The following is a 19718-nucleotide window of genomic DNA, read 5'->3' as shown; positions in this document are numbered from 1 at the left end:
ATCCTGCCGATGAAGCCGATCCGATACACCATCATCCCGAAGAACCCCGCCGCGCACCTGTTCGAAGTGACGCTCACCGTCGAGGATCCCGCGCCGGACGGCCAGCGCTTCATGCTGCCCGTCTGGATTCCGGGCAGCTACATGGTGCGCGAGTTCGCGCGCAACATCGTCACGGTGCGCGCCACCAACGAAGCGGGTCGCAAGGTGCGTATCGGCAAGACCGACAAGCACACGTGGCAGGCCGCGCCCGTGAAAGGCGCGCTCACGCTGCGCTACGAGGTCTATGCGTGGGACATGTCGGTGCGTGCGGCGCATCTGGACGACACGGTCGGCTTCTTCAACGGCACGAGCGTGTTTCTCGCGGCGCTCGGCCATGAGGGGGCGCAACACGTGGTCGACATCCAGCGCCCCGACGGCCACGCGTATCGCCACTGGCGCGTCGGCACCGCGCTCGCGGAGGCACGCGGCACCAAGCGCTATGGCTTCGGTGAATACACGGCGTCGGGCTACGACGAGCTGATCGACCACCCCGTCACGCTCGGCGAATTCACGCTCGCGAGCTTCAAGGCGCACGGCGTGCCGCACGACATCGTGATCGCGGGCCGCGTGGTGGCGCTCGATACCGAACGCCTCGCCGCCGATCTGAAGAAGATCTGCGAGGCGCAAATCGCGCTCTTCGAGCCGCGCACGAAACGCGCGCCGATGGAGCGCTACGTGTTCATGACGCAGGCCGTGAGCGATGGCTACGGCGGGCTCGAGCACCGCGCGTCCACGGCGCTCATCTGCAATCGCACCGATCTGCCCGTGAAGGGCAAGCCCGAGATGACGGACGGTTATCGCACCTATCTCGGCCTGTGCAGCCACGAGTACTTCCACACGTGGAACGTGAAGCGCATCAAGCCTGACGCGTTCGCGCCGTACGACCTCACGCGCGAGGACTACACCTCGCTGCTGTGGCTGTTCGAGGGCTTCACCTCCTACTACGACGACCTGATGCTGCTGCGCAGCGGCCTCATTTCCGTCGACGACTACTTCGGGCTCCTCGGCAAGACCGTCAGCGGCGTGCTGCGCGGCACGGGCCGCCTGAAGCAGAGCGTCGCCGAAAGCTCGTTCGACGCATGGGTCAAGTACTACCGCCAGGACGAGAACGCCTCGAATGCGATCGTGAGCTACTACACGAAGGGCTCGCTCGTCGCGCTCGCGTTCGACCTCGCCATCCGCGCGCAAACCAATGGCCGCAAGTCGCTCGACGACGTGATGCGCCTCTTGTGGCAGCGCTATGGCCGCGACTTCTATCGCGGCAAGCCGGTGGGCGTGGGCGAGGACGATGTCGAGGCGCTGATCGCCGAAGCCACGGGCGTGGAACTGGGCGGCCTGTTCGCCGATGCCGTGCACGGCACGCGCGACCTGCCGCTCGCCACGCTGTTCGAGCCGTTCGGCGTGCAGCTCGACGGCGAGCCCGAGCGCGGCGCGAAGCCGTCGCTGGGCGCGCGCCTGCGCGGCGGCGCCGAGGCGACGCTCGCGGTCGTCTACGAGGGCGGCGCGGCGCAAAAGGCCGGGCTTTCGGCCGGCGACGCGCTGGTGGCGCTCGATGGCCTGCGCGTCACCGGCGCGAATCTCGACACGCTGCTCGCGCGCTACCAGCCCGGCGCCAAGGTGGAGATCCACGCGTTCCGCCGCGATGAGCTGCGCGTCGCGCGTCTGACCCTCGATACGCCCGAGATCGCGCGCTACAAGCTCAGCGTCACCGACAAGCGCCCGGCGCCGCGCGCGCTGCGCGAGCGCTGGCTGGCGGCCTGATCGCAGGAGCGGCGGGGCGCACGGCCCGCTCCCGGCAAGCAAGGCGGCGAGGCCATCCGGCCCGCCGCCTTTCTTTTTGCCTTCGCGATTGTTCTATCGTTGCAACAATCCGTCATCGGCGGCCTACTTTTTCGGCGCGCAGCAAAAAAACACAATGCCTTCACTCGCGCAACGTTGCGCAACTGAGACCCCGAAGGAGCCACCATGACCACGATCCTGCAAATCAATTCCGCCGCCCGCTCGCAAGGCGCCCAGTCGACGCAACTCGTCAACGAACTGACGAACAAGCTGCAACAATCGAACGCGGGCGCGAAGGTTGTCGCGCGCAACCTGCAAGCCCAACCGCTGCCGCACCTCGACGACGCCGTGCTCGGCGCGTTCTTCACGCCGGCCGAGCAGCGCACGCCGGAGCAGCAGGCCATCGCCGCACGCAGCGAAGCGCTGATCGCCGAACTGCAAGCCGCGGACATCATCGTGATCGGTGCGCCGATGTACAACTTCGGCATCTCGTCGCAGCTGAAGACCTACTTCGACTGGATCGCACGTGCCGGCATCACCTTCCAATACACGGCGAATGGCCCCGAAGGCCTCGTGAAGGGCAAGAAGGTGTTCGTGGTTTCGGCGCGCGGCGGCAAGTACCATGGCACCCCGCACGACAGCCAGACGCCGTACCTGAAGTCGTTCCTCGGCTTCCTCGGCATGACCGACGTGAGCTTTATCTACGCCGAAGGCCTGAACATGGGCCCGGAAGCAGCCAGCGCAGCGCTCGCGAGCGCGCGTGAGGCGATCGCAGCGGCCTGAGCGGCTGCGCTTTCCGCGAAGCAGTGCTTCATTGCGCTGCATCGCGTGCCGTAAAGCAAAAACGCCACGAAGCGAGCTTCGTGGCGTTTTTCGTTGTGCGTGGCGCGCTTCAGGCGAGCACTTCGGCGGTGTCCGGCAGGCGCCAGTCGATGAGCGTGCGGCCATGCGCGGCCAGATAGTCGTTGGCTTGCGCGAAATGTCCGCAGCCGAGGAAGCCGCGGTGCGCCGAGAGCGGCGACGGATGCGGCGCCTCCAGGACGCAATGCTGGCCCGCGCCGAGCAGCGCGCGCTTGTTCTGCGCATGGGCGCCCCACAGCATGAAGACGAGATGCTCGTGACGCGTCGCGAGCTCGTGGATCAGCGTGTCGGTGCAGCGCTCCCAGCCGCGCTTCGCATGGCTCGCGGCGTTGGCGCGCTCGACGGTGAGCACCGTGTTGAGCAGCAGCACGCCCTGACGTGCCCACGCGTCGAGGCAGCCGTGCGCGGGCGCCTCGATGCCGAGGCTCGCCGCGATCTCCTTGAAGATGTTGCGCAGCGAGGGCGGCGTGCGCACCGCCGGCGGCACCGAGAACGCGAGGCCATGGGCCTGCGGCGTGCCGCGGTCCTCACCGTGGTAGGGGTCCTGGCCGAGGATCACCACCTTCACTTCGTCGGGCGAGGTGAGGCGCAGCGCGCGGAACACATCGGCGGGATAGACGGTCTTGCCGGCGGCGCGCTCGTCGTCGACGAAGCGGCACAGCGGCGCGTAGGTGTCGCTCGCGATGAACGGCGAGAGCAACTCGCGCCACGCGGCGGGCAGCGCGGCGAACTGGTCTTCGAGACGCGTGATCGCGGGGTTCGCGTTGGACGCCGCTTTGGACACCGCTTGGGACATTGGGGGCGTATCAGGCATGGCTGCTGCGGATTGGCTGGCGGATAGCGGGGCTGCTGCGGGCGCGGGGAATTCGTCGTCGTCGAACAGCGAGAAGATCGTGATCTGGCGCGGATCGACTTCGGGCGCGGACGTTTCGTCGAGCGTGGCCAGCGCCGCCTCTGGCGCTTCGTCATCGAAGAGCGAGGCTTGCGCTGGCGCCGCGGCGCGCGTGGATTTCGTGGAGGTCATGGGCGGCAAGTGTCGCAAGAATCGCGCGGCGATTCAATCCGGCTGGGTTCGCGAAGGGCACACCGCGTGTCGCGCCGTGCTCAGCCTTCGCGCAGCTTGTAGCCGCGCTGCGCCTTGCTGATATCGTCGGGCGCGAGGCCCGGCAGCGCCTTCGTCAGGGTTTCGGCGAGCGTATGCAGCGCGGCCTCGTCACCGCCTTTCAGCTCGAGCTCGATTTCGCAGATCGGCGCGCGGCGCAACGTGCCGTTCACGTCCGCGGTGATCTCACCCTGATCGATGGCGGCTTCCACTTGCGCGCCATCGACTTCGAGCACCCACAGCGTGCGCGTGAAATCGGTGTGAAAGAGCGGGATCAGCGCGGCGGCGGCTTGTGTGAGGGCGGTCGAGACACCCGCTTCATCGCACTCCTGCAACAGCCGCTCGATCTCGAGCGCCTCGCCCGCGACGGGCATTTCCCACTCGTGCCGCTCGTGCAGCCCGCTTTGCGCGACGCCCACGGTCTTGAACGTCTGCAGCCAGCCTTCAGGCGCGCGGCGCAGCCGCAGCGCGCTCTTCGCGCGCGCGAGCGTGAGCGACGGCGTGTCGAAGTAGATGTTCTCGAGCCGCACCGCGCGGCCCGGCACGCCGGCGCGCGCCTCGAAGAGACGCAACGCCGCCTGCACCTGGTCGCGCGGCAGCGCGAGCTTGATTTCGCGTTCGATAGCCATTGCTGCTTTTCACTTACCCGCGATCAGAAGAACATGCGCGCGAGTTCCGCGCCCGGCTGCTCCGCGCGCATGAACGCTTCGCCCACGAGGAACGTGTGCACCGAGAGCGCGCGCATCTTCTCGACATCGGCACGCGAGAGAATGCCCGACTCGGTCACGACGATGCGATCTTCGGGCACGTCGTCGAGCATGTCGATGGTGGTTTGCAGCGTGGTCTCGAAGGTGCGCAGATTGCGGTTGTTGATGCCGATGAGCGGCGTCTTCAGCGTGAGCGCGTGCTCGAGCTCTTCGCGGTCGTGCACTTCGACGAGCACCGCAAGACCCAGCGAATGCGCGAGCGCTTCGAGGTCACGCATCTCGCCAGGCTGCAGTGCGGCGGCGATCAGCAGGATCGCGTCGGCGCCCATCGCGCGCGCTTCAACGATCTGGTACGGATCGACGATGAAGTCCTTGCGCAGCACCGGCAGGTCGCACGCGGCGCGTGCGGCTTCGAGGTAGGCGACGCTGCCCTGGAAGAACTGCACATCGGTGAGCACGGAAAGGCACGCCGCGCCGTGTTCGGCATACGAGCGCGCAATTTCGGCGGGCTGGAAGTTCTCGCGCAGCACGCCTTTCGAGGGGCTCGCCTTCTTGACTTCGGCGATCACGGCCGCCTGGCCGTTCTCGTGCTTCGCGCGCAAAGCGCCGACGAAGTCGCGCAAGTCGCGCGCGCTCGCCTGGAGGCGCAGTTCTTCGAGCGGTGCGCTCTGCTCGGCGGCGCGCACTTCTTCGCGCTTCACCGCAATGATTTTTTCGAGGATGTCGCTCATGGCTATCGGAGAAATTCGGGCAAATACGGGCAAAAACAGTGTTCGATCAGCGTTTGAACTGTTGCGTGAAGCGTACCAGTTCGTCGACTTTGGCGCGCGCGCGGCCGCTCGCGAGGGTCTCGCGCGCGAGCGCGATGCCGTCGGCGATCGAGTTCGCGACGTTGGCCGAATAAAGCGCCGTGCCCGCATTGAGCGTGACGATCTCGCGCGCCGTTCCAGGCTCGTTCGAAAGCGCACCGAGCAGCATGGCCTTCGATTCGTCGGCGTTTTCGACCTTGAGCGAGCGGTTCGAGACCATCTGCATGCCGAAGTCTTCGGGATGGATCTCGTACTCGCGGATCTCGCCGTCCTTAAGCTCGCCCACGAGCGTGGCCGCGCCGAGCGAGACTTCGTCCATGCCGTCCTTGCCGTAGACCACGAGCACGTGCTTCGCGCCGAGGCGCTGCATCACGCGCACCTGAATGCCGACGAGGTCCGGGTGAAATACGCCCATCAACTGATTGGGCGCGCCGGCCGGATTCGTGAGCGGACCGAGGATGTTGAAGATCGTGCGCACACCCAGCTCGCGGCGCACGGCGGCAATGTTCTTCATCGCCGGATGATGGTTGGGCGCGAACATGAAGCCCATGCCCGTTTCGGTGATCGAGGCGGCCACCTGGTCGGGCTGCAGGTCGATGTTCACGCCGAGCGCTTCGAGCACATCCGCGCTGCCCGACTTGCTCGACACGCCGCGGTTGCCGTGCTTGGCGACCTTCGCACCCGCCGCTGCCACGACGAACATCGAGGCCGTGGAGATATTGAAGGTGTGCGAACCATCGCCACCCGTGCCGACGATATCGATGAAGTTCGAGTTGTCCTTCACCTCGACGTGATTCGCGAATTCGCGCATCACGGTCGCGGCCGCCGCGATCTCGCCGATGGTTTCCTTCTTCACGCGCAAGCCGGTGATGATGGCCGCCGAGAGCACGGGCGAGAGCTCGCCGCGCATGATCATGCGCATGAGGTGCAGCATCTCGTCGTGGAAGATCTCGCGGTGCTCGATCGTGCGTTGCAGCGCTTCTTGCGGGGTAATGGACATGGTCGTGGCTCCTTTGCTCCGGTTATGCGCTGCGCGCCTTCGACTGCTTCAGGAAGTTCTCGAAGAGCGCGTGGCCGTGCTCGGAGAGGATCGATTCCGGATGGAACTGCACGCCTTCCACCTCGAGTTCGCGATGACGCACGCCCATGATTTCGCCGTCCTCGGTCCATGCCGAGACTTCGAGACAATCGGGCAGCGACTCGCGCTCAATGGCGAGCGAGTGATAGCGCGTGACGTTGAAATGCTTCGGCAGGTCGGCGAACACGCCCTTGCAGTCGGTTTCGATCTGGCTCACCTTGCCGTGCATGATGGTCTTCGCGCGCACGACGCGTCCGCCGAATGCCTCGCCGATGGCCTGATGGCCGAGGCACACGCCGAGAATCGGAATCTGGCCGGAAAATTCGCGCAGCACGTCGAGCGTGATGCCGGCATGCTGCGGGTTGCTCGGTCCCGGCGAGAGGCAGATGCGCGCCGGGTTGAGCTTCGCGATTTCGTCGAGGGTGATTTCGTCGTTGCGGTACGTGTGAACGTCTTCGCCAAGCTCGCCGAAGTACTGGACGATGTTGTAGGTAAACGAATCGTAGTTGTCGATCATGAGCAACATGGTCTTGTCTCCGCTCAGAAGTCGCTGTCGAGGCCGTCCTGCACCTGCTCGGCGGCGCGCAGCACGGCGCGCGCCTTGTTCTCGGTTTCCAGCCATTCGGACTCGGGCACCGAATCCGCGACGATGCCCGCCGCGGCCTGCACGTACAGATTGCCGTTGTGGATGAGGCCGGTGCGAATCGCAATCGCGAGGTCCATCTCGCCGTTGAACGAGAGATAGCCGACCGCGCCGCCGTAGAGGCCGCGCTTCACGGGCTCGAGCTCGTCGATCAGCTCCATCGCGCGCACCTTGGGCGCGCCCGAGAGCGTGCCGGCGGGGAAGGTCGCGCGCAGCACGTCGTAGTTCGTCATGCCGGGCTTGAGCTTGCCTTCCACCGAGCTCACGATGTGCTGCACGTGCGAGTACTTCTCGATGACCATCTTGTCGGTCACGGCCACCGAGCCGATCTCGGCGATGCGGCCCACGTCGTTGCGCGCGAGGTCGATCAGCATGACGTGCTCGGCGATTTCCTTCGGATCGTTGAGCAGCTCGGTCGCGAGCTCGGCGTCGCGCTCGGGTGTGTTGCCGCGCGGGCGCGTGCCCGCGAGCGGACGGATCGTCACGATGCGGTCTTCGCCGCGCTGTTCCTGGCGCACCAGAATCTCCGGCGAGGCGCCCACCACGTGGAAGTCGCCGAAGTTGTAGTAGTACATGTACGGCGACGGGTTCAGCGAGCGCAGCGCGCGGTAGAGCGAGAGCGGATTGTCGCGATACGGCTTGGAGATGCGCTGGCCCACCTGCACCTGCATCAGCTCGCCCGCGGCGACGTACTCCTTCGCCTTGCGCACGGCGGCGAGGTAGTCGTCCTTCTTGAACTCGCGATACGTCTCGGTGCGCACGCTCGCCGAGGTCACCGGCGGCTGCACCGTCGCGCGCAGGCGCTGCTTGAGCTCGCGCAGGCGGTGTTTGGCCTTCGTGTAGGCCTCGGGCGTTTGCGGATCGGCGTAGACGATCAGGTAGAGCTTGCCCGCGAGATTGTCGATGACCGCGACTTCCTCGGTCAGCAGCAACTGGATATCGGGCAGGCCGAGGTCGTCGGGCGGGCAGGTATCGGCGAGCTTTTTCTCGATGTAGCGCACCGCGTCGTAGCCGAAGTAGCCGGCGAGACCGCCGCAGAAGCGCGGCAGGCCGGGGCGCTGTGCGACCTTGAAGCGCGCCTGGTATTGCGCGATGAATTCGAGTGGATCGCCGTTGTGCGTTTCCGTGACCTGGCCGTCGCGCACGACTTCCGAGACGCCGTTGCGCGTGCGGATCAAGGAGCGCGCGGGCAGGCCGATGAACGAGTAGCGCCCGAAGCGCTCGCCGCCCACCACGGATTCGAGCAGGAACGAGTTGGCGCCGCCGCGCTCGGGCTGCGCGAGCTTCAGGTACAGCGAGAGCGGTGTTTCGAGATCGGCGAGCGCTTCGGCGATCAGCGGGATGCGGTTGTAGCCCTCGTTGGCGAGGGACTGAAATTCGAGTTCGGTCATGTTCCGATCCTGTGCGTGCTGCCGGTCGCGACGTCGGGTGCGGGCCCAGTGCGGCTCAAAAAGGGGCGCGGCGTGTGCGCGATGGCGTCTGTTTTGAGTGCTTGATTGCGCTGGCGAAACGTTCGTGGCTCATGTGGCTCAGGTTGCCCGGCATCGCGAAAACGCTTGCCAGGCCGGTTGCGGCATCGCGGCGACGGGTGCGAGGCGTAGGCGTTAGCGTGCCCTGGCAGGTGGGCCGCGTCGAGGACAACTTACGGACGACGAAACCACACGCAAGGACAGCGAAACACCACGGCCAGACCAGCCGACGGGTTAGCGCAACAGTTTAGAGTCGAGACACGCGCGAAAGCGCAGCGAAGTAAAAAACGGAGCTGAAGAAGGGCTTGCGCGCGACTTCAGCGAACCTCGGGAGAGGTTAGCGCGACCAGCGACGCCAGGGCCAGGCTCCCCGGTCGATGCTGCTCAGACTCCGTTTTTTATTCAGAAACATGAGGATAAGGTGACGTTAAGTACAGGACTCAGGTCAGAAGATTGTGCGCTGCGACAGCCTTGGCGGCGTCGAGCAGCGAGGCAACTATACCATCCGACTCAATTTTTTGTACAGGCTGGCCGTGATTGTAGCCGTACGGCACCGTGAGCGTGGCCATGCCCGCCGCGCGGCCCGCAAGCGCATCGTTCTCCGAATCGCCGATGGCGACCGCCGCTTGCGGCGCCACGCCCAGACGCTCGCATGCGGTGAGCATCGGCAGCGGATCGGGCTTTTTCTTCGCCAGGCTGTCACCGCCCAGCACGACCTCGAAGTACCGCGCGAGGTCGTATTGCTGCAGCAGCTCCACGGCGAAGCGATGCGGCTTGTTGGTCACGCACGCGAGCTTGATGCCCGCGTCGCGCAGGGCGGCGAGACCCGCTTCCACGTTTGGATAGGGGCGCGTGTAGCTGCCGTTGATCTTCGCGTACTCGTCCTGGTAGAGCGCGAGCGCCTCCTCGAAGCGCGCCTCGACGTGCTCGGCGTGAAAGCGCGGCGCGAGCACGCTGCGGATCAGATGCTCCGAGCCTTTGCCCACGTAGCCCATCACTTCCTCGCGCGTGGTCTCTTCCGCGTCGAGCTGCGCGAGCATGCCGTTCAGGCCCGCGGCGAAGTCGTCGGCGGTGTCGACCATGGTGCCGTCGAGGTCGATCAGCGCCGCTTCGATGCGCGGCGCCTTGAACTGGACGGCCGCGCTCATTGCGCGTTGCCGGCGTTGGCGCTCACGCTGGCGAGCTGCGCGCGCATCTGGTCGATCACGGCCTTGTAGTCGGGCTTGCCGAAGATCGCCGAGCCGGCCACGAAGGTGTCCGCGCCCGCCGCCGCGATTTCGGCGATGTTGTCGACCTTCACGCCGCCGTCGACCTCCAGATGGATCTCGCGGCCCGTGCGCGCGGTGTAGGCGTCGATCTTCGCGCGCGCCTCGCGCAGCTTGTTGAGCGCCTCGGGGATGAACGACTGGCCGCCGAAGCCCGGGTTCACCGACATGATGAGGATGAGGTCGAGCTTGTCCATCACGTGGTCGAGGTAGTTCAGCGGCGTGGCCGGGTTGAACACGAGACCGGCCTTGCAGCCGTGGTCGCGGATCAGCGAGAGCGTGCGGTCGATATGGTCCGAGCCCTCGGGGTGAAAGCTGATCAGGTTGGCGCCGGCCTTGGCGAAGTCGGGCACGATGCGGTCGACGGGGCGCACCATCAGATGCACGTCGATCGGCACGTTCACGTGCGGGCGGATCGCCTCGCACACGAGCGGGCCAATGGTCAGATTCGGCACGTAATGGTTGTCCATCACATCGAAGTGGATCCAGTCGGCGCCGGCTTCGACGACGTTACGGACTTCCTCGCCAAGACGCGCGAAGTCGGCGGAAAGGATGCTGGGGGCGATGCGGAATTGCGTCATGGCGGCAATCGGAAAACTGACGGAAAAACCGTATTTTACCGTCAGGGCGCCGCGCGCCAGTTTCCTGTGTTGTTGATCGGTTGGCGAGAGCGGAACGTTCGGGCGCCACGCAGGCCGCGCGCGTGCGGGCGAGCTGCCTGCTGGGTTTCCCGGTTGCGGGCGGCATGCGGCGCGCTCTCGCGCGTGGCTTTACGGTGTGCCGCGGGTCCGCGCCCGGGCTGTGCCGGGTTGCGGGTGCCGTCCGCATCAAGCAGAATGCACTTCCATGTGCCCCGCAGGGCGGGCGCCATGCGCGTCCGGCGCCTTGTGCAGAGGGCGTCTCGACGATGATGGCCACGCGCGCCGGGTGTGCGCGTGCGCCGACCGTAATACCGGCCGAAAGGCCCGGCAATTGGAACAGGGATGAGCCAGTACGAATTCAGCGTGACCTCGCAGGTGCGCTACCTGCCCGAAGAATCGGACCCGGAGCGCAGGCAATACGCCTTCGCGTACACGCTGACCATTCGCAACACCGGGCAGGTGAGCGCGCAGCTCATCGCACGGCATTGGGTCATCACCGACAGCGAAAATCACGTGCAGGAAGTGAAGGGGCTCGGCGTTGTCGGGCACCAGCCGCTTCTGAAGCCGGGCGAGCAGTTCGAGTACACGAGCTGGGCCGTGATCGCCACGCCCGTGGGCACGATGCGCGGCGAATACTTCTGCGTGGCCGAGGACGCCGAGCGCTTCGAGGCGCCCGTACCTGAATTCGTTCTACGCATGCCGCGCACGCTGCACTGAAAGTCTTTGAACCGATATTCGTATTCGGGGTCTGCTAGTCACGCCTATCGCGCGAGGCTTGCTTTTTCCTGCCTGACGCGGTCCACACAACGATGAAAATCAACAGGAACAGCGCAAGGAGCGCTTCCAGTCCAAATATGAGCATCGGGTATTCGTCGAGCAGATCTGACATGGTGGCATCCATCGAGAACAATGATTGTAGGCGGGATTCGGGACGCGAATGGGGGCCTGGCGTGATGGCCGCGTTGACACCGTCACCGGCGGGCGCGTTGGCGTCAGATTGTGCGCCAGAATCGGTCCGCCGTTTCGGCGTGATCCCGGGATTAACGGCCGTGCGTGAACGCGCGCGCCGCCTTTTCGCGAGCCGTCGTGCGACGCGGCTGGGTAGTCGAGTTGGCAGCCGGATTGGCGGCTGGTTCGGCGCGCTTTCGCTCGCGGCGCTGCTCGCCGCGTGCGGCGGCCCGAGCTACGTGCGCACCACCGCGCCCAAGGGCGCACCCACGCTGCCCGGGCAGATCGCCGCCGCGCGCCTCACGCCGGTTGCGTGGCAGCAGGTGCCGGGCTGGCAGGACGACTCACTGATCGGCGCCACGGCGGCGCTGCGCGAGAACTGCTCGCGCCTCGCGCGTGACCCGCGCTGGCAGCGCGCGTGCACGGCGGCCTTGCAACTCGACGATCTCGATGCCGCCGGCACACGCGCATTCTTCGAGACTTACTTCACGCCCTATCAGTTCGCCAACAACGACGGCACGCTCGACGGTCTCGTCACCGGCTACTACGAGCCGCTGCTGCACGGCTCGCGCACGCGTCACGGCATCTATCAGACGGCGCTGTATCGCTGGCCTTCCGGCTATCGCGCGGGTGCCGCGCTGCCGCCGCGCGCGCAGCTCGAGCGCGCGGGCATCCTGAACGGCAACGAGCTCGTCTGGGTCGACGACCCGATCGAAGCGTTCTTCCTGCAAGTGCAGGGGTCGGGGCGCGTCGTCATGGAAGACGGCAGCGTGATGCGCGTGGGCTTCGGCGGCACCAACAATCAGCCGTATAAATCGATCGGCCGCTGGCTGCTCGATCGCGGCGAGCTGACACCGGCGCAGGCCACCATGCAGGGCATCAAGGCATGGGCACGCGCGAATCCGACGCGCGTCGACGCGCTGCTCGACACCAATCCTCGCTTCGTGTTTTTCCGCGAGATGCCATCGGGCGAAGGCGCAGCGCAAGGCGGCGCCGATGGCCCGATCGGCGCGCTGGGCGTGCCGCTCACGCCGGAGCGTTCGATCGCGGTCGATCCGTCGTCGATTCCGCTTGGCACGCCGGTCTTTCTTCAGACCACGCGTCCGCTCACGAACACGCCGCTGAACCGGCTCGTGTTCGCGCAGGACACGGGCACGGCGATCAAAGGCGGCGTGCGTGCCGACTACTTCTGGGGCCTCGGCGACGACGCCGGCGATCTGGCCGGCAAGATGAAGCAGGGTGGCCGCATGTGGCTGCTGTTCCCGAACTCGTAAGTCTCGCGCAGGAAGTGGGCATGTGAAAAAGCCGGCACACGTTGCCGGCTTTTTCGTTACCGTGCCGATCTCACGCTTGCAGTGCGATCAGCACGATGGGCGCGCGACTCCCTGTGCGGAGCGCGCACGGGCAGCTTACTTCGGCCGCTTGTCGATCACGCGCTTGGCCTTGCCGACGGAACGCTCGATGCCGTTCACTTCCAGCACATTCACCTGCGCCGTCACGCCGATCAGCGACTTGATGTCGTACGCGAGCGCCTTGCGCGCGGCATCGAGCGCGCCATAGTCGGGCGCGGTTTCGGGGCAGGGCTCGCAGTTGAGCGTCATGACGTCCATCGGACCTTCCTTGGTCAGGATGATCTGATAGTGGGGCGCCAGTGCGTGCTGCTTGAGCAGCAGTTCTTCGATCTGCGTGGGGAACACGTTCACGCCGCGGATGATGAGCATGTCGTCCGAGCGGCCCGTGATCTTTTCCATGCGGCGCATGGTGCGCGCCGTGCCGGGCAGCAGACGCGTGAGGTCGCGCGTGCGATAACGGACGATGGGCAGCGCCTCTTTCGTGAGCGAGGTGAAGACCAGTTCGCCGAACTCGCCGTCGGGCAGCACTTCGCCCGTTTCCGGATTGATGATCTCGGGATAGAAGTGGTCTTCCCAGATCGTCGGGCCGTCCTTGGTTTCCGCGCACTCGGAGGCCACACCCGGGCCCATCACTTCGGAAAGACCGTAGATGTCGACCGCCGTGATGCCCATGCGCTGCTCGATGGCCGCGCGCATGTCGTTGGTCCACGGCTCCGCGCCGAAGATGCCGATGCGCAGCGAGCACGTGGCCGGATCGATGCCCTGGCGCTCCATTTCGTCGGCGATCGCGAGCATGTAGCTCGGCGTGACCATGATGATGTCGGGGCGGAAGTCCTGGATCAGCTGCACCTGCTTTTCGGTCTGGCCGCCGCCAAACGGAATCACCGTGAGGCCCGCGCGCTCCGCGCCGTAGTGCGCGCCGAGACCGCCCGTGAAGAGACCGTAGCCATAGCTGATGTGCACCTTGTCGCCGCGCCGCGCGCCTGCCGCGCGCACCGAGCGCGCGACGAGATTCGCCCAGGTGTCGATGTCGCGCGCCGTATAGGCCACGACGGTCGGCTTGCCGGTCGTGCCCGACGACGCGTGAATGCGCGAGATCTGGTCCTGCGGCACCGCGAACATCCCGAACGGATAGTTGTCGCGCAGGTCCTTCTTGGTCGTGAACGGGAAGCGCGCGAGGTCGGCGAGCGACTTCAGCTCGGACGGATGCACGCCGGCTTCGTCGAACTTCTTGCGATAGACGGGCGAATTCTCGTACGCGTGATTGAGCGACCATTTCAGCCGTTCGAGCTGAAGCGCCGCGAGTTCGTCGCGGCTGGCCGTTTCGATGGGCTCGAGCGGCAGCGGGGTAGTCATCGATGTCTCCTCAAACTTCACTAATGGAATGCGGTTCGTGCGGATCGGGACGCGCCGCGTTACTCCGCAACGGGAATCACGTTGCCGCGAATCTGCGCGGACTTGCCTCTGAACATGGCGACGGTTTCGCCTGCGCGGTTCGTCACGCGGATGTCGTAAATGCCGTTGCGCCCGGAAAGCACCTGCTCGACGGCTTCGGCGGTGAGCACGTCGTCGGGCTGAACCGGCCGCAGGAACTCGATCGAGCAGCCCGCTGCGACGGTGTTCACGTTGTACGTGTTGCAGGCGAACGCGAAGGTCGAGTCGGCGAGCGTGAAGATCAGGCCGCCGTGGCAGATCTGGTGGCCATTGAGGAACTCGGGGCGCACGGCCATGCGCAAGCGCGCGTAGCCTGCGCGCACCTCGAGCAGTTCCATGCCGAGCGCGCGGCTGCAGCCGTCGGCCTCGTACATGGCTTGCGCCGTGGCGCGGGCGAGTTCGTCGGGCGTCATGTCGGCGAGCGCCGCGGCTTGTGTGGACATCGATGCGTTCATCTCAACGCCCCTCGAAGCGCGGCGCGCGTTTTTCGATGAAGGCCTGCACGCCTTCGGCGTAATCATGCGACGCGCCCAGCTCGCGCTGCAGGTCGCGTTCGAGATCGAGTTGCTGATCGAGCGTGTTCGTTGCCGAGGCGCGCAGCGCTTCACGCGTGGCGACGATCGCGCGCGTGGGCTGCTTCGCCAGCTGTGCAGCGAGCGCGGTAGCGGTCGTCGCGAGTTCGGCGTCGTCCGTGACCTGCCAGACGAGGCCCCAGCTTTCGGCCTTTTCGGCGCCGAGCTTGTCGCCCGTCATGGCGAGGCCGAGCGCGCGCGCCATGCCCACGCGCTTGGGCAGGAACCACGTGCCGCCCGAGTCGGGCACGAGGCCGATCTTCACGAACGCCTGAATGAAGCTGGCGGAGCGCGCGGCGAGCACGAGGTCGCAGGCGAACGCGAGATTCGCGCCCGCGCCGGCGGCAGTGCCGTTGACGGCCGCGATGACGGGCATCGGCAGCGCTTGCAGGCGCTTGATCAGCGGGTTGAAATGCTCTTCGATGAGCGCGCCGAGATCGGTCATCGCGCCGGGCGTGAAGTCGAGATCGGCGAGATCCTGGCCAGCGCAGAAGCCGCGGCCCGCGCCGGTGAGCACGAGTGCGCGCGCGCCGGCAGCGGCGACTTCGTCGAGCGCGGCGGCGAGCTCGCGGTGCATGGCGCGGGTGAAGCTGTTGAGTTTGTCCGGGCGGTTCAGCGTGATCGTGGCCACGCGTGTGGATGTGTCGATTTCGACGCGGATCGCATCGTAGGGCATCGGTTGTCTCCTTTGTGGGCCGCACGCGGCGCTTTAGCGCTGAGTGGGCCCCAAGCAAAGCGGTCGATCGCACTTGGCGCTTTAGCTGTCCGCCGGAGCGAGTGTTTCAGCACTCGCGCCGGCCGCATGCAAAGCGCCTGGTGCGACCCCATGCAAAGCTGTCTCCTGAGGCGGGTTCGCCGCGTGCCTCACCCGGCGGGTACCACACCGTTCCTTTTCTTGCCTTGCTGCTCAGACGCGCTCGATCGCCAGCGCGATACCCTGGCCGACACCGATACACATCGTGCAAAGCGCGTAGCGCCCCTGGGTGCGCTCGAGCTGATGCAGCGCGGTCGTGACGAGCCGCGCGCCCGATGCGCCGAGCGGGTGGCCCAGCGCGATGGCGCCGCCATTCGGGTTCACGCGCGGGTCGTCATCGGCAATGCCGAGCGCGCGCAGCACCGCGAGGCCTTGCGACGCAAACGCTTCATTGAGCTCGATGACGTCGAACTGGTCGAGCGTCATGCCCAGTTGCTTGAGCAGCTTTTGCGTGGCGGGTGCGGGGCCAAAGCCCATGATGCGCGGCGCGACGCCGGCCGTTGCCATGCCGAGCACGCGGGCGCGGCGGCGCAGGCCGTACTGGCTCGCCGCTTCCTCATTGGCGAGCAGCAGGGCGCAGGCGCCGTCGTTGACACCGGATGCGTTGCCGGCGGTGACCGTGCCGTCCGGCTTGACCACGCCCTTGAGCTTGCCGAGCGCTTCGAGCGACGTCTCGCGCGGATGCTCGTCGAGCGTCACGCGCACCGGATCGCCTTTCTTCTGTGCGATCTCGACCGCGACGATTTCCTCTGCGAGCGTGCCGTCTTTCTGCGCCCGTGCGGCCTTCTGCTGACTGCGCAGGGCGAACGCGTCCTGATCGGCGCGGCTGATGTCGAACTCGACCGCGACGTTTTCCGCCGTTTCGGGCATCGAATCGACGCCGTATTGCTGCTTCATCAGCTTGTTCACGAAACGCCAGCCGATGGTGGTGTCGTAGACGGCGGCGTCGCGCGAGAAGGCCGATGCGGCTTTGCCCATCACGAACGGCGCGCGCGTCATGCTTTCCACGCCGCCCGCGATCATCAGGCGTGCCTCGCCGGCCTTGATGGCGCGCGCGGCGCTGCCAATGGCGTCGAGACCCGAGCCGCACAGACGGTTGAGCGTGCCACCGGGCGCGTCCGTGGGCAGACCCGCGAGCAGTGCGGCCATGCGCGCGACGTTGCGGTTGTCTTCGCCGGCCTGGTTGGCGCAACCGTAGAGCACGTCGTCGAGCGCGCTCCAGTCCACGCCGGGGTTGCGCTCGATGAGCGCGCGAATGGGCACGGCGCCGAGGTCGTCGGCGCGCACGTCTTTCAGGGCGCCGCCGTAGCGGCCAAACGGAGTGCGAATCGCGTCGCAGATATAGGCTTCGGTCATCTCGGATTCCTGCGGCATGAGCGCGGAAATGCGCTCATGCCTTGCATGCTAGGGGGACGGGGAGTGGGGCGCCATTCGGCCAAACGGCATAGGCCGTTCAGCCGACTGCAACGGGAGCCGCTTTCGGTTCAACATGAACGCGGCTCTGAACCACGCGGAAGCGGTTCGCCACGAACGCGGCGTCGGCCAGCGCGGCGTTCGCGGCCGGGTTCGCGCCGGTGCCGTGGAAGTCCGAGAAGGCCGCGGACTGATTCACGAACACGCCGCCCGTGAGGTTGATCGACAGCGCCACGCCGCCGGTGATCGCGGCTTCGTGGGCGGCTTCGATCACGGCGTCGTCGGTGCTGTAGACCGAGAGCGTGAGCGCGCCGTGGTCGCGTGCGGTTGCGCCGGCCATCTCGAGCGACTGCGCGGTCGAGTCAGTGGCGATCACGAACGAGATCGGGCCGAACCATTCGCGCGTGAACGAGGCAGCGTCGCGCGCGGCGTCGAGCGAGAGCACGAGCGGCGTGCGCACGCGCGCGCCGGCGAATTGCGGGTGCTCGAGCGACTGGCTGTCGGCGAGCACGGTGCCCAGCTTGCGCGCTTCGTCGATGCGCGCCGTGACGCCTTCGTTCTGGATCGCGCCGAGCACTTCCACGGCGCGGGCGGGATCGGCCACGAACTTCTGCACCGCGCCGGCGATTGCCTGTGCCACGGCCTCGAAGCTCACGTGGCCTTCGGCGGTCTGAATGCCGTCGCGAGGGACATAGATGTTCTGCGGCGCCGTGCACATCTGGCCCGAATAGAGCGAGAGCGAGAAGGCGATGTTGCGCGCGGCGGCCTTCAGGTCGGCCGCGGAATCGATCACGATCTGATTCACGCCGGCCTTCTCGGTGTAGACCTGCGCCTGGCGCGCGTGCTGTTCGAGCCAGTCGCCGTTCTGCGTGCTGCCGGTGAAGTCGATCAGCTTGATCTCCGGGCGCAGAGCGAGTTGCTGGACCAGCGCGCCGTCATTGGGGTCGGTTGCGAGCAGTGTGACCACGTTCGGATCGAAGCCGGCTTCGCGCAGCACCTCGCGCGCGATGCGCACGGTCACTGCGAGTGGCAGGATCGCGCCCGGGTGCGGCTTGACGATCACCGTATTGCCCGTCGCCAGATCGGCGAACAGGCCGGGGTAGCCATTCCAGGTCGGGAACGTGCTGCAGCCGAGCACGAGACCGGTGCCGCGCGGCACGACGGTAAAGCGCTTTTGCATCGCGAGCGGCGGGTTCTTGCCTTGCGGTTTTTCCCAGTGCGCGTCGGCGGGAATGCGGCGCAGCTGGTCCCAGGCGTAGGTGACCGCTTCGAGCGCGCGGTCCTGAGCGTGCGGGCCGCCGGCCTGGAAGGCCATCATGAACGCCTGGCCCGTCGTGTGCATCACGCTAAAGGCGATTTCAAAGCTCGCGCGGTTCAGGCGCTCGAGAATTTCGAGGCTCACGCCCACCCACGCCTGTGGGCCGGCGGCGCGCCAGTCGCGTTGCGCTTTTTGAGCGGCTTCGATGAGTTGATCGGGCGTCGACTTCGGATAGCGCGCACCGAGCGCGAAGCCGAACGGCGACGTCTCGCTGCCGACGGTTTCGCCGGTGCCCGGCTGGTCGAGTTCGAAGGTGCGATTCAGGTGAGCTTTGAACGTGGCTTCGCCGTCTGCGGTCGCGGATTCCCCGTACACTTTGGGGCTCGGCATTTCGGCGAACGGGCTCCAGTAGCCGCGCGTCTCGATGGCTGCAAGCGCTTTTTGCAGCATGGCTTCGTGCTTGGCGAACAACGGATGTGTCATGGCTCAACGTTGATTGAGAGGTTGGAGGAGGCCCGTGTCAATTAATTGACCGACCGGTTGGTTGGTGAATGTTAGCATTAGTCAAACTTCGGCGTGAAAAATTTTTTTGGGGACTTTTCTTTGAAGGAAGGAGGACGTATGGGGTACGAAAACATCCTGGTCGAGACGCGTGGCAAAGTCGGCCTGATCACGTTGAACCGTCCGAAGGCGCTCAACGCGCTGAACGACGCGTTGATGGACGAACTGGGCGCGGCGCTGAAGGCGTTCGACGCCGACGAGGGCATAGGTGCGATCGTCATCACTGGCAGCGAGAAAGCGTTCGCGGCAGGCGCCGACATCGGCATGATGGCGACCTATAGCTTCATGGACGTCTATAAGGGCGACTACATCACGCGCAACTGGGAGACGATCCGCACGATCCGCAAGCCGATCATTGCGGCCGTCGCGGGCTTTGCGCTGGGCGGCGGCTGCGAACTGGCGATGATGTGCGACATCATCCTTGCCGCGGACACCGCGAAGTTTGGGCAGCCTGAAATCAAGCTGGGCGTGATCCCCGGCGCCGGCGGCACGCAGCGCTTGCCGCGTGCGGTGTCGAAGGCGAAGGCCATGGATCTGTGCCTGACCGCTCGCATGATGGATGCGGCGGAAGCGGAGCGCGCGGGCCTGGTGTCTCGCGTGATTCCTGCCGCGGATCTCCTGAACGAAGCACTCGCCGCGGCCACGACGATTAGCGAGTACTCGCTGCCTGCGGTCATGATGGCCAAGGAGGCGGTCAATCGCGCGTACGAAACGACGCTCGCCGAGGGGGTGCACTTCGAGCGCCGGATGTTCCACTCGCTCTTTGCGACCGAAGATCAGAAGGAAGGGATGGCGGCCTTTGTGGAGAAGCGCAAGCCCGTCTTCAAGAACAAATAAGTGGCGACACGTTGCGCGCTGGCGGCTGCGAGCGGGTGGCAGCCGCTGGCGACAGACGGATTTTTTTCGCCTACCCCTTGCGGCGCGGGCATGGGGGCGTTAAGATTCGCCCCCTTCGCTTCCTGCGGTACCGGCAGCGAAGGCCGCCGCGAGAAACGGCGGGGCGCATGACCGACAGCTTTTCAGCAGCGACTGC

At 66.2% G+C, this 19718-nt stretch carries 19 protein-coding genes; 5 read left to right on the top strand and 14 right to left on the bottom strand.

The window, feature by feature from the left end; genetic code table 11:
- The first annotated feature begins 9 nt into the window (after positions 1–9).
- Together BO1_RS15945 and BO1_RS15940 are read left to right on the top strand one after the other, a co-directional pair.
- Positions 10–1800 (top strand): M61 family metallopeptidase, encoded by a 1791-nt coding sequence (locus BO1_RS15945; protein WP_028218397.1) that lies wholly within the window; start codon positions 10–12, stop codon positions 1798–1800.
- 204 nt (positions 1801–2004) lie between these two features.
- Positions 2005–2601, top strand: coding sequence for an FMN-dependent NADH-azoreductase (locus tag BO1_RS15940; protein WP_028218396.1), 597 nt, complete (start codon positions 2005–2007; stop codon positions 2599–2601).
- 109 nt (positions 2602–2710) lie between these two features.
- Here the strand turns inward: BO1_RS15940 and BO1_RS15935 are convergent, their stop codons facing one another.
- The 8 genes from BO1_RS15935 to rpe form a co-directional block, all read right to left on the bottom strand.
- On the bottom strand, positions 2711–3703 hold the full coding sequence (locus BO1_RS15935; protein WP_028218395.1) for a uracil-DNA glycosylase: 993 nt from the start codon (positions 3701–3703) through the stop codon (positions 2711–2713).
- A gap of 80 nt (positions 3704–3783) precedes the next feature.
- The gene (locus BO1_RS15930) at positions 3784–4410 is read right to left on the bottom strand and encodes a CYTH domain-containing protein (protein WP_028218394.1); all 627 of its coding nucleotides are present in this window, start codon (positions 4408–4410) and stop codon (positions 3784–3786) included.
- 23 nt (positions 4411–4433) lie between these two features.
- Positions 4434–5219 (bottom strand): indole-3-glycerol phosphate synthase TrpC, encoded by a 786-nt coding sequence (trpC, locus tag BO1_RS15925; RefSeq protein WP_028218393.1) that lies wholly within the window; start codon positions 5217–5219, stop codon positions 4434–4436.
- A 46-nt stretch (positions 5220–5265) separates the two neighbouring features.
- Positions 5266–6297, bottom strand: a complete 1032-nt coding sequence (gene trpD, locus BO1_RS15920; protein WP_028218392.1) for an anthranilate phosphoribosyltransferase — start codon at positions 6295–6297, stop codon at positions 5266–5268.
- Positions 6298–6319: 22 nt separating this feature from the next.
- Positions 6320–6901, bottom strand: a complete 582-nt coding sequence (locus tag BO1_RS15915) for an aminodeoxychorismate/anthranilate synthase component II (RefSeq protein ID WP_028218391.1) — start codon at positions 6899–6901, stop codon at positions 6320–6322.
- Positions 6902–6915: 14 nt separating this feature from the next.
- The gene (gene trpE / locus BO1_RS15910) at positions 6916–8409 is read right to left on the bottom strand and encodes an anthranilate synthase component I (RefSeq protein ID WP_028218390.1); all 1494 of its coding nucleotides are present in this window, start codon (positions 8407–8409) and stop codon (positions 6916–6918) included.
- Between the two features lie 518 nt (positions 8410–8927).
- Positions 8928–9635 carry a phosphoglycolate phosphatase gene (locus tag BO1_RS15905; RefSeq protein ID WP_028218389.1) on the bottom strand — a complete coding sequence of 236 codons (708 nt, stop codon included), beginning with the start codon at positions 9633–9635 and terminating at the stop codon, positions 8928–8930.
- Positions 9632–10333 (bottom strand): ribulose-phosphate 3-epimerase, encoded by a 702-nt coding sequence (gene rpe / locus BO1_RS15900; protein ID WP_028218388.1) that lies wholly within the window; start codon positions 10331–10333, stop codon positions 9632–9634. The genes BO1_RS15905 and rpe overlap by 4 nt, the downstream gene beginning before the upstream one ends.
- A gap of 402 nt (positions 10334–10735) precedes the next feature.
- Between rpe and apaG the strand changes: the two genes are divergently transcribed.
- A complete protein-coding gene (gene apaG / locus BO1_RS15895; protein WP_028208771.1) occupies positions 10736–11110 on the top strand; it encodes a Co2+/Mg2+ efflux protein ApaG in 375 nt (124 codons plus the stop codon).
- 34 nt (positions 11111–11144) lie between these two features.
- Here apaG and BO1_RS60215 read toward each other — a convergent pair whose 3' ends face one another.
- Entirely contained in the window at positions 11145–11282 is a 138-nt protein-coding gene (locus BO1_RS60215; RefSeq protein WP_028218387.1) for a hypothetical protein, read from the bottom strand.
- Positions 11283–11490: 208 nt separating this feature from the next.
- On the opposite strand from BO1_RS60215, the gene mltA reads away from it, so the two are divergent.
- Positions 11491–12615 carry a murein transglycosylase A gene (gene mltA, locus BO1_RS15885; protein WP_028218386.1) on the top strand — a complete coding sequence of 375 codons (1125 nt, stop codon included), beginning with the start codon at positions 11491–11493 and terminating at the stop codon, positions 12613–12615.
- A gap of 135 nt (positions 12616–12750) precedes the next feature.
- Here mltA and paaK read toward each other — a convergent pair whose 3' ends face one another.
- The 5 genes from paaK to paaN form a co-directional block, all read right to left on the bottom strand.
- Positions 12751–14049: a phenylacetate--CoA ligase PaaK gene (paaK, locus tag BO1_RS15880; protein ID WP_028218385.1), complete on the bottom strand. Its 1299-nt coding sequence runs from the start codon at positions 14047–14049 to the stop codon at positions 12751–12753.
- A gap of 59 nt (positions 14050–14108) precedes the next feature.
- Positions 14109–14570, bottom strand: a complete 462-nt coding sequence (gene paaI, locus BO1_RS15875) for a hydroxyphenylacetyl-CoA thioesterase PaaI (protein WP_028218384.1) — start codon at positions 14568–14570, stop codon at positions 14109–14111.
- Between the two features lie 13 nt (positions 14571–14583).
- Positions 14584–15375 (bottom strand): 2-(1,2-epoxy-1,2-dihydrophenyl)acetyl-CoA isomerase PaaG, encoded by a 792-nt coding sequence (gene paaG, locus BO1_RS15870; RefSeq protein WP_028218383.1) that lies wholly within the window; start codon positions 15373–15375, stop codon positions 14584–14586.
- A 231-nt stretch (positions 15376–15606) separates the two neighbouring features.
- Positions 15607–16809 carry a 3-oxoadipyl-CoA thiolase gene (gene pcaF, locus BO1_RS15865; RefSeq protein ID WP_028218382.1) on the bottom strand — a complete coding sequence of 401 codons (1203 nt, stop codon included), beginning with the start codon at positions 16807–16809 and terminating at the stop codon, positions 15607–15609.
- Positions 16810–16906: 97 nt separating this feature from the next.
- On the bottom strand, positions 16907–18607 hold the full coding sequence (gene paaN, locus BO1_RS15860; protein WP_028218381.1) for a phenylacetic acid degradation protein PaaN: 1701 nt from the start codon (positions 18605–18607) through the stop codon (positions 16907–16909).
- Between the two features lie 138 nt (positions 18608–18745).
- Between paaN and BO1_RS15855 the strand changes: the two genes are divergently transcribed.
- Entirely contained in the window at positions 18746–19522 is a 777-nt protein-coding gene (locus BO1_RS15855; protein ID WP_028218380.1) for an enoyl-CoA hydratase, read from the top strand.
- The last annotated feature ends 196 nt before the right edge of the window (positions 19523–19718 follow it).

It is taken from the genome of Paraburkholderia oxyphila NBRC 105797 (assembly GCF_000685075.1).
Classification (GTDB): Bacteria; Pseudomonadota; Gammaproteobacteria; order Burkholderiales; family Burkholderiaceae; genus Paraburkholderia; species Paraburkholderia oxyphila.
The sequence above is the reverse complement of the archived record's forward strand: the minus strand, read 5'-3'. Positions and strand labels throughout refer to the sequence as shown.

Excerpts from the sequence above, each read along its gene's own strand:
- BO1_RS15945 (WP_028218397.1), top strand. The coding sequence starts at position 10 with ATGAAGCCGATCCGATACACCATCATCCCGAAGAACCCCGCCGCGCAC.
- BO1_RS15940 (WP_028218396.1), top strand. The coding sequence starts at position 2,005 with ATGACCACGATCCTGCAAATCAATTCCGCCGCCCGCTCGCAAGGCGCC.
- BO1_RS15935 (WP_028218395.1), bottom strand. The coding sequence starts at position 3,703 with ATGACCTCCACGAAATCCACGCGCGCCGCGGCGCCAGCGCAAGCCTCG.
- BO1_RS15930 (WP_028218394.1), bottom strand. The coding sequence starts at position 4,410 with ATGGCTATCGAACGCGAAATCAAGCTCGCGCTGCCGCGCGACCAGGTG.
- trpC (WP_028218393.1), bottom strand. The coding sequence starts at position 5,219 with ATGAGCGACATCCTCGAAAAAATCATTGCGGTGAAGCGCGAAGAAGTG.
- trpD (WP_028218392.1), bottom strand. The coding sequence starts at position 6,297 with ATGTCCATTACCCCGCAAGAAGCGCTGCAACGCACGATCGAGCACCGC.
- BO1_RS15915 (WP_028218391.1), bottom strand. The coding sequence starts at position 6,901 with ATGTTGCTCATGATCGACAACTACGATTCGTTTACCTACAACATCGTC.
- trpE (WP_028218390.1), bottom strand. The coding sequence starts at position 8,409 with ATGACCGAACTCGAATTTCAGTCCCTCGCCAACGAGGGCTACAACCGC.
- BO1_RS15905 (WP_028218389.1), bottom strand. The coding sequence starts at position 9,635 with ATGAGCGCGGCCGTCCAGTTCAAGGCGCCGCGCATCGAAGCGGCGCTG.
- rpe (WP_028218388.1), bottom strand. The coding sequence starts at position 10,333 with ATGACGCAATTCCGCATCGCCCCCAGCATCCTTTCCGCCGACTTCGCG.
- apaG (WP_028208771.1), top strand. The coding sequence starts at position 10,736 with ATGAGCCAGTACGAATTCAGCGTGACCTCGCAGGTGCGCTACCTGCCC.
- BO1_RS60215 (WP_028218387.1), bottom strand. The coding sequence starts at position 11,282 with ATGTCAGATCTGCTCGACGAATACCCGATGCTCATATTTGGACTGGAA.
- paaK (WP_028218385.1), bottom strand. The coding sequence starts at position 14,049 with ATGACTACCCCGCTGCCGCTCGAGCCCATCGAAACGGCCAGCCGCGAC.
- paaI (WP_028218384.1), bottom strand. The coding sequence starts at position 14,570 with ATGTCCACACAAGCCGCGGCGCTCGCCGACATGACGCCCGACGAACTC.
- paaG (WP_028218383.1), bottom strand. The coding sequence starts at position 15,375 with ATGCCCTACGATGCGATCCGCGTCGAAATCGACACATCCACACGCGTG.
- pcaF (WP_028218382.1), bottom strand. The coding sequence starts at position 16,809 with ATGACCGAAGCCTATATCTGCGACGCGATTCGCACTCCGTTTGGCCGC.
- paaN (WP_028218381.1), bottom strand. The coding sequence starts at position 18,607 with ATGACACATCCGTTGTTCGCCAAGCACGAAGCCATGCTGCAAAAAGCG.
- BO1_RS15855 (WP_028218380.1), top strand. The coding sequence starts at position 18,746 with ATGGGGTACGAAAACATCCTGGTCGAGACGCGTGGCAAAGTCGGCCTG.